A 14,227-nucleotide genomic window follows, 5' to 3' on the forward strand; every position below is an offset into this window, starting at 1 on the left:
AGGATGTTGTGATGGCTTTGCTTTTACCTAAGGTGCATTGAACCAATTGATCTGGTTAGAAAGCCACAACTGTGGATTGAACTCTAGGAATCGAGTTTTCAAATGCGAGTTGTGAGACTTTCTTTGTTCTTTGTTGAGCGCAAGCGACTGCGAGATTGCAAGAGCTGTCTCTTTGATATCGAATGGGTTGACGAGGGGGATGATCTCGGAAACGATCTCAGCAACTCCGGCGTTTTTGGAAAGGACCAGTACTCCATCGTGCTCGTTCAGTATTGTGCCCTCGCTTGCGACTAAGTTGAGGCCATCCCTGATTGGATTGACCAATAAGACGTCGTAGCTTCGAAGGATTGCTAACGATAGGGCAAAATTATCTTCCGAGAAAAGTACGATTGGGTCGCTCTCCAACTCTATCTTAAGCGGTCGTGCCAATTCACGGAGGTACTTATTGGCGCTTTCAACCTTTTCGTGGACCTCTCTGGCGTATTCGCCATAGTCAGGAATAGCCTCCCGGCTCGGGTAGCAGTTTGCAAAGTGCACTGTGGTAGCTAGAAGGTATGGATAGAACTTATACATCTCAACTATTGAATCGATTCCCCGGAGGATATTCTTGGATGGCTCCATCCTGTCTATTCGTGCAATTATTCTCCGTCCGTTAGCCAAGGCCCCTAATTTGTCTGCTGCCTCTTCAACTTGGGGCGTGTTGCCTAAGTTGACTATGTCGATAGCGTCGGTACCGAGTGGGTTAACCCAAGAATGTTTGGCCTGGTTGGCCCCAAAGGAACTTACGCAATCTAAGTAATTTTGCTGCCATTTGGCAGCATGAAAGCCAAGATGATCAAGGTTTGAAAGCGATTCTAGAATTTGTTTTGCTATCTCATTAGGAAGGACGTCAAGTTCAGACGGAGACGAAAATGGTGTATGTAAGAACATCGCCAGGGAGGAGTCAGGCCGAAGTGGTGCAAGAAAGTGTGCCACCATGAACATGTGGTAGTCCTGAAGGATAATCCGCGCTCCTTTTGGAGCGATTTCAGCGACACTTTTGGCAATTTCGCTGGAGTACTCGAGGTACTTTTTCCAACTTAAGTAAAAGACACTGTCGAAGGAGGGATTTCTTGAGGTTTGGAACATTCCATGGGTGAGATACCAAAGAACCTTATTGGAGATGTCGTTATAGGCGGCGTCGTAAACGTCAGGGGCTACTTCAATTGGCTCTAGCCCTTGCATGAATCTGCCAAAGAGACCATGGCTCTGTGCGTCGAGTTCGGCTTGGGATGAGATCGGAAAGCACCATTTTATGGCGCCATCTTGTGCCAGAGGGCTAAGCGCGCTCACAAGTCCGCCGCCGCCCCGTGAGAGAATAACATCCCCGCTGGGAGTGACTTTGGCCGAAGCGGGACCACGATTTGAAACGATAACTAATGGATCCATATCCCCTAAAAGCTAGTGCAATCACCACTCGATCCATTCGCAAATGCAATTGAGGTTCAATTTATTAAAAGCACGACACACTAGTGACTCGAACCACGAATGTCATTTTGGAATCGAATAGCCTTAGATGAGTGAAGGTTTTGATTCTTCCTGACAAGTTTCGTGGCACTTTGACTTCAGGTGACTTTATTGAAGTGGCGACAGCAGCTTTGACCCCACGCCATAGTGTGATCGCAAGGCAGATCTCCGATGGCGGGGAAGGACTTTTAGAGGCAGTTGGTGGTAGATCGCGCCCCTTGGTGGTAAGAGGTCCGCTAGGGAAAGATGTCGAATCCCGTTACCATCTGCTTCGAAATGGCGACGCAGTTGTTGAGATGGCACTGGCCTCAGGGCTGGCACTTATCGGCGGGGCAACAAAAAATGATCCTATTGCAGCTTCTACCTATGGGACAGGGCAGCTTATTAGGGCTGCGATCGAGGACGGTGCTACTCATATTGTGGTGGGCTGTGGTGGATCGGCAACAACCGATGGAGGCTGGGGCGCGCTTGTGGCGTTGGGGCCAAAGATCGATCTTCCAGGCTTGAAATTGACTGCGTTGGTTGACGTAGAGACGACTTTTTTGGATGCACCGGCTGACTTTGCTCCCCAAAAAGGGGCCACGCCTCTAGAGGTTCGGTTTTTGGAGCGACGTCAGCTGGCTATTGCCGGTCAACTTTTGGATCGATTCGGAAGAAGTCCCCTTGGTCTTCCCAAGACGGGCGCCGCAGGTGGGCTTGCTGGAATGCTCTATTGCGCCGGGGGTGACCTTGAACTTGGCTTTGATTACTTGAGCGAGCTTCTTGGCCTAGAGGAGCTGATATTGGAGGCAGACTTAGTCCTAACGGGCGAGGGGTGCTTGGACAATGAGAGTTTCAACGGCAAGGTGGTTGGGCGAATCATCGAGAGATGTACCTACCTGTCTCGCAGGATTGTAGTAGTCGTTGGAATGATTGCGAGTGATTTTGATCGCAATCATTTAAGTGAGGGCGTCGAACTTGTCTCTTTGGCAGAACGCTACGGCGAGGATCGATCTATTATCCATACCAAAGAATGCTTGAGAGATGCCATTGGCGCCGTCTCGTTAGACTAGCTCGCTTTTGAGGTTTTGGATCTAGGGTTTTATGCCATCTTTGATGTTTGTCTCAGCTCATTTGCGTGAATCGAGAGGCTTTTTAGATCGTTTTTGAGGCATCTTTCCATGGAGGTATAGTGTGCATCATTTGCCAAATCAGGCAGTAAACTATTTGGTCAAATAAAACTAAATGTCATCCAGAGCGGTTGAGGGACGGGCCCGAAGAAACCGCGGCAACCAGTGTTAATACCAGGTGCCAATGCCCGACCGATGAGGAGGTAGACGTACTTGTCATACGTAAAATCATTGACCTGTAAAGAGTGCGGTCAGAATTACGAGGCTAAGGCGTATCACGTATGTGAATTTTGCTTTGGACCTCTTGAGGTTAGTTACGACTACGATGCGATCTCTCGTTCTATATCTCGTGAATCAATTGCAAGCGGACCGCTTTCGATTTGGCGCTATCGTGATCTTCTTCCCGTAGAGGGGAGCGACTATGTCTCATTAGGGGCAGGATTTACACCGCTGGTTCGAGCTGAACGTCTGGGGAGGGCCCTTGGCCTAGATGACCTTTGGATCAAGAATGACACCTTGAATCCGACTGGATCTTTCAAGGATCGTGTAGTTTCAGTTGCATTAACTAGAGCTCGAGAACTCGGATTAAAGGTCGCCGCCTGTGCGTCGACTGGAAATTTGGCTAACTCCGTAGCAGCGCACGCAGCCTGGGCGAATATGGACTCTTACGTCTTTGTGCCAGCCAATTTGGAGCGAGCTAAAATTATTACTACCGCCATCTACGGCGGCAACTTAATTGCAATTGATGGAAACTATGACGATGTAAATCGACTCTGTGCAGAGATTGCATCTGAAGTTCCAGATTGGGCTTTTGTCAATGTAAATGTTCGAACCTATTACTCTGAAGGCTCTAAAACTCTAGCCTTTGAAGTTGCAGAGCAGCTTGGCTGGCAAAGTCCTGACCATGTTGTTGTTCCGGTTGCATCTGGAAGTCAGCTGACAAAGATCCACAAGGGGTTCAACGAGCTCTATCGCGTAGGCCTCTTGGATAAGGAACCTAAGGTCAGGATATCTGGAGCTCAGGCCGCCGGGTGTTCACCGGTGGCATCGGCATTTGATCAAGGCGTGGATGTTATTCGCCCAGTGAAACCAGATACAATCGCTAAATCGCTAGCGATTGGTAATCCAGCAGATGGCTACTATGCGTTAGATATTGTGCGAAAGACCGGCGGAGCCTTTGGATCGGTAAGCGATGATGAAATTTTAGATGGTATCCGGCTTCTAGCACGAACTGAGGGAATCTTCGCAGAGACCGCAGGTGGTGTAACTATCGCGACGTTAGCCAAGTTGGTCAAGGCGGGCGTTGTGCAAAAGGGGGAAAAGACCGTTGCTTACGTGACAGGCAATGGCCTAAAGACTGTAGAGGCGTTGGCCCCCACGACGGGTCCCACCATCACAATTGGCCCCTCACTCGATGGGTTTTTTGATTTTTTAAATTCACAAAGAAGGAGCTCAAAATAATGGCTATTACGGTTCGTGTACCTACTCAACTTAGAAGTCTTACTAACGGTGTGTCAGAGGTAACAGTAAATGGCGAAAATGTAGGTGAAGCACTAGCCGATCTAGGAGATCAATTTCCGGGATTGAGTGATCGTATCTTTGATGATTCAGGTGCGATCCGGAGATTCGTCAATATCTTTTTGGCCGATGAAGATGTGCGATTTCTCGATGGCCCACAAACCAAGGTGAGCGATTCCCAAGTTATCTCAATAGTGCCAGCGGTGGCTGGCGGTGCTTTTTGACCTTGATTGTCAAGCATTGAGATTCAGATCGAGTTGCTTTGAGATTTGTGGCCTTGAGCGGCCTTGAGCGAAGAATTTCTGACTCTCTTGGGTGATTAAAGATCCAGGCACATGGAAGGTACCATGGTGATCCATAGTTCCTATCTCAGAACCTTCGGCGTTGTTATCAACTTTTTTAGGTAAGTTCCATGGTGGCAATGGGTGTCGCATGCCAGTGGTGTGGGTGAAGTTGTAAGCACCACTGGGATTTAGTCGGTTTTGCAGTGTCGGTTGCACATATCTAGATTTCAGAGGAAGTAGCGTTGGCGAGCTTTTATTAGAGAAAGCTACATTAAATTTTAATTAGCACTCTAGTATTGAGAGTGCTAAACGGTGACCCAATGGAGGGAGCAATAAATGCCAAAATTGATTGCTTTTGATGAAGAGGCTCGAAGAGCCCTAGAGAGCGGAATGAATCAGCTAGCTGATGCCGTACGTGTTACCCTTGGACCAAAGGGACGAAACGTTGTTCTCGAAAAGAAGTGGGGAGCTCCCACTATTACTAATGACGGCGTCTCTATTGCCAAGGAGATAGAGCTTGAGGATCCATATGAGAGAATCGGCGCTGAACTCGTAAAAGAAGTCGCCAAGAAGACCGACGATGTTGCCGGAGACGGAACTACCACGGCGACCGTGCTTGCATGGTCGATGGTACGTGAAGGTCTGCGAAATGTTGCTGCTGGCGCGAACCCAATGTCGCTCAAGCGAGGTATTGAGGAAGCTGTAGAAGCAGCTGTTATCTCTCTCAAGGCGCTTGCTCGCCAAAGCGAGTCCAAGAGCCAAATCGCACAGGTCGCATCGATCTCAGCTGCAGACAATGAAATCGGTGGCCTTATCTCTGAGGCGATCGATCGAGTTGGAAAAGATGGAGTCATCACGGTTGAAGAGTCTCAGACCTTCGGCATGGAGATGGATCTTGTAGAGGGTATGCGTTTTGATAAGGGCTATGTTTCGCCCTATTTCGTTACCGATCCAGAGACGATGACCGTCGCAATGGATAACCCCTATATCATGTTGGTTTCTTCGAAGATCTCTTCGGTTAGAGACCTTCTGCCCGTGCTTGAGAAGGTAATGCAGACCTCGCGCCCACTAGTCATCATCGCAGAAGATGTCGAAGGTGAAGCACTAGCAGCTCTAGTAGTGAACAAGATTCGCGGAACCTTCAAGTCAGTAGCGGTCAAGGCTCCAGGCTTTGGCGAACGACGTAAGGCTATGTTGCAAGACATAGCAATCCTTACGGGTGGTCAAGTGATCTCCGAAGAAGTTGGATTGAAGCTTGAGAATACAACTCTAGATCTTCTTGGTCATGCCAGACGAGTTGAAATCTCCAAGGATGAGACGACGATAATCGAAGGCTCAGGCTCAGAGGACGACATCAAGGGTCGTGTAAGCCAAATCAAGACAGAGATCGACAATACAGATTCTGACTACGATAGAGAGAAGCTGCAAGAGCGCTTAGCGAAGCTTTCGGGCGGCGTTGCAATCATCAAGGTAGGCGCCGCTACTGAAGTAGAGCTCAAAGAGAAGAAGCATCGCATTGAAGATGCGGTTTCTACTACAAAGGCTGCTATTGAAGAGGGCGTTGTTCCTGGCGGCGGCGTAGCCCTTCTAAGATCGCAAGTGGCTATTCTAGAGCGAGCTGAGAAGCTTGAAGGCGATGAAGCTACTGGTGCTCGAATCGTAGCAAAGGCTGTAGAAGAGCCATTGAAGCAGATCGCTATAAACGCTGGCCTCGAGGGTGGCGTAATAGTTGACAAGGTTAAGAACCTCAAGGGTGCCGAGGGGCTAAATGCGGCAACTGGAATTTACGAGGATCTCTTTGAGTCTGGTGTTATCGACGCCGTCAAGGTTACTCGTTCAGCTCTTCAAAACGCCGCTTCGATCGCCGCACTGTTCTTGACAACTGAAGCAGTTGTTGTAGACAAGCCAGAGCCAAAGGGTGCAGCAATGCCTCAAGGTGGCATGGAAGACTACTAGGAGTAGCTCAAGTGCTTTTTTGAGCGCTTCTTTATTCGAAATTACTTGATCTTTGTGGGTAGGAACTTGTTTGTTCCTACCCACAAAGTCTTTTTAACTTTGATTGATTTTTCAGCAGAATTACAGTAAATGCCACTATCTATTAGTGTGCAGGGTTGAGTATCGTTGAGTTATGATATTCGACACAAGGGTTTCGGAAAAGGTTGAATTTGTCCGACTATAGGATCCGCAAGGTGACAAAGAAGTTTTTGCCGCTACGGCCCCTATGGCGCCCACTGTTTGGCGTGGGTCTATTTGGCCTGGCCCCAGTAATATTGAGCGCATGTGGTTCTAGCTTTGGGTTCTATAACTTCAAAAGCGCGGCTGGCGCCGATATGTACTTTAAGGTTCCATCGAATTGGACCGACTTTGGACCAAGGCAAGTCTTTTCTACTACCCAGACGACGATCTCTCAAAGTCAACTGTCGGCTATCGAGACGGGTAACTGGGCGAATGTATTCACGGCGCAGAAAATTAGCAACATAGCCAATTTGAACGGTGTCTTTTCTAATCAGCCTTTTGGAATCAGCCAAGCCACAAAACTTTCTGCGAGCCAGCGAGACACCTTCTCATTGGCCGGTATGAGGAAGTTGTTGTTGCCAGTTGACCCGCTCTCTTCGAGTAATACATACTCTGGGGCAACATATTCGTCACAAAGTTATAGTGAATTTGTGACACCATCGGGAATGCGGGGGTCGAAGATGCTTGTTTACATAAAGCAAGCTGGGAAGCCCACCGCAGTGCTAGATCAGGTCGCCGAAGTTGATTCCGGAACAAATTGGGTCTACCTAATTGGCGTTGGATGCGATTTGACGTGTTACAAAGCTAATAAGGCAACGATCAATGTAATAGTTAACTCTTGGAATGTTAGGAGCTGAAATTGATGAGGCCAAAAAATGGTCGTCGAGGTATGGGTAATCCATACGATGACGATGACGATTTCGACTCGCCAGAGTACGTAGAGATGAAGACACGCCCCAAGATGGAGCTTTGGGACCGAATCAAGTTTCTTTTGATTTTAGGAATTCTGTTTTTGTTTCTAACTGTTGGGGCTTCTTCGGCGAATCCGCTAATGTCAACGTGGCAGTCGATAATCCATGAGGCTAACGCCGCTTGGTGGTTGGTTCTTTTATTTGCCATCGAAGGGATTCGACAACTTCACTACCTCGTGGCCGAGCAGTCCCCAGAATGGAACACCTTTTTTAGCCAAGTACTTTCTTCAGGAGTTCAGCGACGCAGCGCGAATATGAACGATTGGACTAAATATAGGATGAGCAGAGCCCTAAAATACATTGGGGTTCTAGCGATTCTCGATATCTTTCTAGCAGCTCATTACCACCTTTCGGTCTTTACTGCTCTGTTCCAAGCTCCAGCTGCTCTAGCCTCCTCTATGCCCTTGGTATTGCAATTGGCCTTCGGCTTCGTCTTTGTCATTCTTCAATTTGTAGGCCTCTTTTGGTTTCTCTCCAAGGGTGGAGTAGACGTCTATTTTCCGGGTGACGTAAAGACTCGTTTTTCTGACGTCTGGGGCCAAGATGCTGTTTTGGAGCGCATCAAAGAGAACATCATCTTTCTAAAAGATCCTGATGCTATAGAAGAAAAGGGTGGATACGTCCCAGGAGGTATCCTTTTATGGGGTCCGCCTGGAACCGGTAAGACCCTCATGGCTGAAGCGGTGGCCGGTGAGACCGAGAATCCCTTTGTCTTTGTAGACCCAGGAGCATTCATCAACATGTTTATGGGCGTAGGCGTGATGAAGGTCAAAGGCCTTTTTCGCAAACTGCGCCGATTGGCGGTACGTTACGGCGGGGTCGTTGTCTTCTTCGATGAAGCGGATTCCCTTGGTTCTAGAGGGTCGCTATCTGGTGTGCAGGGAAATGCAAGCAACAGACACTCTTTTTCGTCCCATGTAACGGCCTGTAATGGCAGCTCATACTTAAGTCCAGCCTCTCTAGCAGAAGTTTTGCGTTCTTATCAAGGCGATTCCATAGCAGACCAGCCAGATTCTAGGGGTCGGTTATCCAGATTTATTGCTGGCGCAGGTGGCATGGGTGGGGGTGGCATGGGTGGTTCCGGGACCCTTCAGGCCCTTCTGACTGAGATTTCAGGCCTCAAGAAGCCTCGTGGATTTTTTAATCGTACAGTACGACGGGCCTTTGGCCTAAAGCCCAAGGATCCGCCCAAGTATCGTATGTTGATTATGATGGCCACCAACATGCCTGAGTCTCTTGATGAGGCATTGCTTAGACCTGGGCGTATTGATCGAATATATCGAGTGGGTTATCCGTCTAAGGTCGGACGTATTAGAACATACAAAGGTTATCTTGAAAAGGTCAATCATGAACTTACTGAGGACGAGATCGATCGCTTGGCAACCATTACTCCATATGCCACCGGAGCTACGATCAAGGATTTGGTAAATGAGTCTTTGATTATTTCGATTCGCGATGGCAGGGATTCGATAACTTGGAGGGATGTCGTTCGAGCTAAGCAACTCAAGGAGTTCGGACCGCCTGACGATGTCGAGTATATCGAACGTGATCGCCATGCTGTGGCCATCCATGAGGCGTGTCACGCTGTAGCTGCCGTCAAGATTCGACAGCACCTAACTATTGATATTGCAACCATTGAAAAAGGAAGTAATTTCCTTGGTCTGGTCGCATCGATTCCACCAGAGGATCAGTTCACTCGTTGGAGAAGCGAATACGAAGCCGACATTATGGTCTCGCTAGCTTCGTTGGTCGGGGAGAGAATGTTCTTTGATGGCGATAACTCTTCGGGCGTCTCTGGAGACCTTGAGTCGGCTACAACCGTGGCGACACTCATGGAGGGCTATTGGGGAATGGGGTCGACGATCTCCTCTCACGCTATATCTCAAAAATCAGGGACCGGATCGGCACGGCCAGGGGGCAAGGGTTCCGGTAGGCGCGAAGGCAAGGATCTTCCAGTAATGCTTGGCGATCGTATAGAGGCTAAATTGGACGAACTCTACCGTCGGGTTCGGATTTTGCTCGAGGACAATAGGGATAAAGTTTTTTCTGTAGCCCATGCACTCGAGGCATACAAGACCGTTACAGGAGAGGACATCACCGCGATAATCGAAGGACGACGCGGTCCTTTGCTTGACGGATCGGTCTATGGTGACTCAGCCTTTATAGCCAAGTTGGAGCACTATCACAATGCTGTGTTAGCAGCTCATCGCGACCATAGGACTCCTGATGTAAGCCTTCCTATGCCGCCTAATACTGCGGCATTGATATCTGGCGATTCGACCCTTCTTGTTCAAGACTTTGCTCTTGATGTTGTTGCTCCAATGACTAAGCCTGAAGAGGCTTAGACGGTAAGTCAGTGTCATTTAGACGAAGCTACAGTATTTACATGGTGCGGACAGACGGTTTCGAGCTAGGTTTTCGAGTTACAAGGCACTTGGTCGCCCTGTTATTGCGGGTGACCAAGGTTATTTTATCGATCGCAATATTATAAGGAGACAGTTATGTCTGAAGTGGTCTTTCCGCCCCTAAGTTCCCAAGATGAATCGTTTAGCCCCAAGGAGGGCTGGTCTGTTTTGCATCTTTTTTGTAAAGGCACTGCAAACTTGGATTTCGCGAGCGTCATGGTAGCTCATAAGTCGGCTGTTGCCGATGGATATCAGATTATCCCCTTTGGCCTTTTGGGGCATAAGGCGCAGATTGGTTTTCTAGCACTAGGGCCTAGTTTTGTTCGACTAAAGGAGTTTCAACGTGATTTAGAGCGCTCTGGATTGTCTGTGGTGGACTCCTATGTCTCTATGACCGAGGTCTCTGAGTATGCGAGCGGCATGCCAAAGGATCGCAAGGAGCCCAGACTTCATCCACTCCTACCTCCGAGTGGGATGTACAATATTTGCTTTTATGGTATGTCGAAAAAGAGAGGCGAGAAGGATAACTGGTACTCCTTGTCATACGAGGAGCGCGAGCGAATGATGTTTGGTCATGGTGCATCTGGCAGAGCTTTTGCCGGTAGAGTCGTCCAGTTGGTTACTGGCTCCACGGGAGTGGATGACTATGAGTGGGGAGTGACCCTTTTTGGAGCTCGCCCCGACGATCTAAAGGAAGTTGTCTACACGATGCGCTTCGACGAAGCGTCTGCACTCTATGGCGAGTTTGGCCCATTTTACACCGGAGTGATCGGGGACATCGAGAGTGTCTTAGCCGCCTCTTTCTAGCCCTAGATAGTGGTTGATTTTTCCTTTTGCCCCTGGATTAGCACCCTAGGGGCAAATTTATTTAGAAAGTGGGTTTTGGGGCGTGGTTGATGAACTAGATAGTGCCCTTGATGTGCTAGAGGAGATTCTTCTAGCCATGGGGTCGGTTGTGGTCGGATTTTCGGGAGGAATTGATTCCACGTATCTTGGTGTCTTTGCGAATAAGGTGCTCGGCCCGGAGAACGTTCTCGTTGTAACTGCGGATTCACCCTCTTTGGCAAGAAGTGAGTTTGAAGAGGCTAAGTCACTAGCTCTGGAGCTAGGTCTATCTTTCGAGGCAGTCTTGACGAGGGAATTTGAGATGGCGGAATACCTAGTCAATGATGAATTGCGATGTTATTACTGCAAGTCAGCGCTAATGGATCGACTGGGTCCGATAGCTAAAAGTCGTGACGCAGTCGTTATTCTGGGCGTAAACGCTAGCGACGAGGGTGATTATCGGCCGGGCCAAATTGGAGCAAGAGAGGCCGGAGCCAGGTTTCCACTACTGGAGGCACGGATGTCTAAAGAGATGATTCGTCAGCACGCTCTTGCCCTGGGAATTCCTATTCATGATAAGCCAGCCTCTGCCTGTCTATCCTCTCGTGTACCATATGGTACTGCTATAACAATCGCAGTTCTTAGCCGGGTTGAGCGTGCTGAGCGGGAGCTTCGATTGCGGGGCTATCGTCAAGTAAGGGTCAGGGACTTTGACGAGACTGCGAGGATTGAGGTTGAAATAGAGATGATGCCACAGCTGATACAGGAGGCAGATGAAGTCGTTCGGGCCCTAAAGAAGCTGGGTTATCTCTACGTTACCTTGAGCTTAGAGGGGTTTGTTTCGGGAAATCTTAACCGAGCTATCGGTCGATAACAAATAAGGTGAGAGAAGCGACTCGTGACCGTTTAAGCTCTTGAATATGGCACATCAGCGCGTTAAATTGATCTACCCCCCTGGTCTGGTTACTCAGCCCGTATTGGCTCACTTGGCTTTGGATCACAGGGTCATGGCCGACATTAGAAGGGCCAACGTTGAAGACGGCACCGGTTGGTTGGTATGCGAGCTAGAAGGCGATGCTATCGACCTTACCTCTGGATTGGCATGGCTGGTTGAGATTGGCGTTGAGGTGGAATCCTTGGGTGACGTAGTCGAATCCTGATTCGTGGTCGGCTTTTACCTAGATGGGTTTCACAGACGTAGCCGTCGTTTCTTGGCATAGCCAATGGTCGCTTTAGATCGCTTTAGATCGCTTTAGAGTGGTTTTTATGGCATGCATGGTGCTGGTCTAATTGGCTGGGTCGGTGGATATCTTATTTTGCACCCACAACTCCAAGTTCAATTCCCAACTTCTTGCTATCGTGTAGTTATGACTGAAGTCTCGTGGATTAGGCAGAACCCGACAGCATTGGTGAATCCTTTGCTTATCGCGGCCTTTGAAGGGGAGGATGATCCGGCACGCGGTGGTTTCATGGCGCTGGCGTACATGAGAGATGCATTTGATGCTGTGAGAATTGCAGAAGTCGACGTCGATCGTTTCGTGGACTATGATTCAACACGCCCATTTATATCAACTACCGATGGGATCGACCGTCATATAGAATGGCCCAAGATTGAGATCTACCAAGGCAAGGATGTCTCGAGCAATCGCGATATTATCTTGGTTCATTTTTTGGAGCCTCGCGTTGAATGGCGTAGCTACTGTGCGTTGGTCGTGGATGTCATCAATACCTTTAATCCAAATGACACGATATTTTTGGGTGGCCAAATTGTGAATGCGCCACATACCTCGCCATCTGAAGTTTCGGTTCGATCAAATAGCCCTCGGCTGATGAGATCCTTGGGGTTGATGTCAGATAACTTCGTAGGTCCTACAACTATGATGGGCGCCGCCCAGATAATATTGGATGGCAAAGGTGCCTCTGTCGCTACCATGTGGTCATCTGTTCCTCATTATTTAGTACAGACGCCTTCACCCAAGGCCGCTCAGGCTTTGGTGGCAAAGATCGGCGAGCTTTTCCATCTCGCCCTTGATGCATCGGAGCTAGATGGGGCGGTTAGCGATTACGAAGATTCCATTACCAAATTGGTGGAATCCGACGATGAAGTATTTAATTATCTAGCCCGACTCGGAATTTCTGAGACCGATGATGACGAGGCTGACGAAGATGAATTTGCAGCCATGGATCCGACTGCATACGCCTCTGAAATGATTGATGAGGCCGAGAGCTATTTGCGTTATATCCTGCGTGATACGGATAGGTGATAGGTGATAGTTCGATTCATCTGGTGATGCAATTCGGGTGATGCAGCTCGGGTGCTAGATGGTCGAAGCGACCTTTTGGAAGATGGCTTGTTGCTGGAGCTATCTATCTTTGGGAGATGTGACTCTTTGTTCATGATTAGCAATGGTTCATAGATAGCCATGTAGCCATGGTTGATTATGAACTTCGTATTGGCTCTATTACTTTACTCTTCGCGCCAGAAGGGGGTTCTCACCGTGTCAAAATGGGTCTCATCTATAATTCCGTCTATTGCGCGAAAGGCCATAGGGATCCACGATTCAGGGCGAACCATTGGAGAAGGGAGGTTGTTACGAGAAAACCAACCAACGTCCCGGCATTCAAGAGGATGCGCCTTGAGCTCTCCTCCTATGCTTCGACAGTAGAACATAGTTGAATACAAGGGAACCGCGGTATATCCCCTTCGCATACCATCGATAATGGCTAAGACCCGAACTACCTCGATATCGATTCCAGTCTCCTCTTTGACTTCTTTTGTGGCTACTTCGGATGGCGAATATCCAACGTCAGCCCATCCAGTAGGGTATAGCCAAATTCCAGAATCTGACCTTTGGATAAGGAGGATCTCGCCCTTTTCGTTGCCGACGATCGTGGCGATTGCACTTTTGGGAGTTACGTAACCTGGAATTCCATCCCCTACGGATTGGAGCCAATGGTCAAAAATCTCATCACCGCTCGACTCGGGGTCTATACCAAGGCCACTGATTTGGGCGCAACTTCGTATCTCTGATGCAATCTTTAATATCTCTTCGAACCTCTCGATCTCATAAAGGCTTTTTGTAAAGCCGAGACCAGTCCGAGCTGATCCTCCGAGGGCTTCGGCCCATCGTAGCAATGTAGTTCTAGAAATATCCACAACTCAAAAACTACCAACGATTTTATAATTGCGGTCCAATAATTCCAGAGATCTCCAGATAGCGTCCCAACTAGGATTTTTGAATCGATACTGTCATTGACGACTTTTTACCATTCGATCTTGGGGCTCAAACGATTTAGGCTGGATCGCTCAAAAGCCATCTTTGGATAAAGCCACCCAGACGACTTATAAGATAAAGCAATAACCTCCAGTTTGATCAACCAGTCTCTATGCAAATGCTGTCGGCCAGGACCCAAAGGCCATTTATCCTTGCCCGCTGAATTGAAAACTACCTCTTTTGGTTCTAATCGTGGCAGAGATGGTTCATTCTTTTGTGGCAGTGGCACTGATTCTTGGAGCTTTGCTCAGCCATGGCTAGGTGTTCTCAATGAATGGATGGTTTTCATCTGAAATATGGTTTGGGCCCCTGTGGGAT

The 14,227-nt window shown here is 48.6% G+C and carries 12 protein-coding genes and 1 riboswitch; of the genes, 10 read left to right on the top strand and 2 right to left on the bottom strand.

The genetic code is table 11. The features are described from left to right. Positions 1–27: 27 nt before the first annotated feature. The gene (locus ACIDITHRIX25_RS99860; RefSeq protein WP_201731876.1) at positions 28–1,428 is read right to left on the bottom strand and encodes a trehalose-6-phosphate synthase; all 1,401 of its coding nucleotides are present in this window, start codon (positions 1,426–1,428) and stop codon (positions 28–30) included. A gap of 131 nt (positions 1,429–1,559) precedes the next feature. On the opposite strand from ACIDITHRIX25_RS99860, the gene ACIDITHRIX25_RS99865 reads away from it, so the two are divergent. From ACIDITHRIX25_RS99865 to ACIDITHRIX25_RS99910, 10 genes are all read left to right on the top strand, one after another. After that, positions 1,560–2,558 (top strand): glycerate kinase, encoded by a 999-nt coding sequence (locus tag ACIDITHRIX25_RS99865; RefSeq protein ID WP_201731877.1) that lies wholly within the window; start codon positions 1,560–1,562, stop codon positions 2,556–2,558. A 172-nt stretch (positions 2,559–2,730) separates the two neighbouring features. Then, a riboswitch (SAM riboswitch) is annotated at positions 2,731–2,817 on the top strand. Positions 2,818–2,828: 11 nt separating this feature from the next. Beyond that, positions 2,829–4,076 (top strand): threonine synthase, encoded by a 1,248-nt coding sequence (locus tag ACIDITHRIX25_RS99870; RefSeq protein ID WP_201731878.1) that lies wholly within the window; start codon positions 2,829–2,831, stop codon positions 4,074–4,076. Beyond that, positions 4,076–4,357, top strand: coding sequence for a MoaD/ThiS family protein (locus ACIDITHRIX25_RS99875; RefSeq protein WP_052604860.1), 282 nt, complete (start codon positions 4,076–4,078; stop codon positions 4,355–4,357). Before ACIDITHRIX25_RS99870 ends, ACIDITHRIX25_RS99875 begins: the two co-directional genes overlap by 1 nt. A gap of 396 nt (positions 4,358–4,753) precedes the next feature. Beyond that, positions 4,754–6,373 (top strand): chaperonin GroEL, encoded by a 1,620-nt coding sequence (gene groL, locus ACIDITHRIX25_RS99880; protein WP_052604861.1) that lies wholly within the window; start codon positions 4,754–4,756, stop codon positions 6,371–6,373. A gap of 233 nt (positions 6,374–6,606) precedes the next feature. Next, positions 6,607–7,290 (top strand): hypothetical protein, encoded by a 684-nt coding sequence (locus tag ACIDITHRIX25_RS99885; protein ID WP_052604862.1) that lies wholly within the window; start codon positions 6,607–6,609, stop codon positions 7,288–7,290. Positions 7,291–7,295: 5 nt separating this feature from the next. Next, positions 7,296–9,749, top strand: coding sequence for an AAA family ATPase (locus ACIDITHRIX25_RS99890; RefSeq protein ID WP_200891194.1), 2,454 nt, complete (start codon positions 7,296–7,298; stop codon positions 9,747–9,749). A 156-nt stretch (positions 9,750–9,905) separates the two neighbouring features. Further along, a complete protein-coding gene (locus ACIDITHRIX25_RS99895; RefSeq protein WP_052604863.1) occupies positions 9,906–10,616 on the top strand; it encodes a chlorite dismutase family protein in 711 nt (236 codons plus the stop codon). 82 nt (positions 10,617–10,698) lie between these two features. Beyond that, positions 10,699–11,508 (top strand): ATP-dependent sacrificial sulfur transferase LarE, encoded by an 810-nt coding sequence (gene larE / locus ACIDITHRIX25_RS99900; RefSeq protein WP_052604864.1) that lies wholly within the window; start codon positions 10,699–10,701, stop codon positions 11,506–11,508. A gap of 46 nt (positions 11,509–11,554) precedes the next feature. After that, positions 11,555–11,794 carry an NIL domain-containing protein gene (locus tag ACIDITHRIX25_RS99905; RefSeq protein ID WP_152625882.1) on the top strand — a complete coding sequence of 80 codons (240 nt, stop codon included), beginning with the start codon at positions 11,555–11,557 and terminating at the stop codon, positions 11,792–11,794. A 207-nt stretch (positions 11,795–12,001) separates the two neighbouring features. Further along, positions 12,002–12,898, top strand: coding sequence for a PAC2 family protein (locus ACIDITHRIX25_RS99910; protein WP_160291741.1), 897 nt, complete (start codon positions 12,002–12,004; stop codon positions 12,896–12,898). Positions 12,899–13,101: 203 nt separating this feature from the next. On the opposite strand, the gene ACIDITHRIX25_RS99915 is transcribed toward ACIDITHRIX25_RS99910, so the two are convergent. Then, positions 13,102–13,791, bottom strand: coding sequence for an NUDIX hydrolase N-terminal domain-containing protein (locus tag ACIDITHRIX25_RS99915; protein ID WP_052604867.1), 690 nt, complete (start codon positions 13,789–13,791; stop codon positions 13,102–13,104). Between the last annotated feature and the right edge of the window lie 436 nt (positions 13,792–14,227).

It is taken from the genome of Acidithrix sp. C25, from assembly GCF_904848545.2.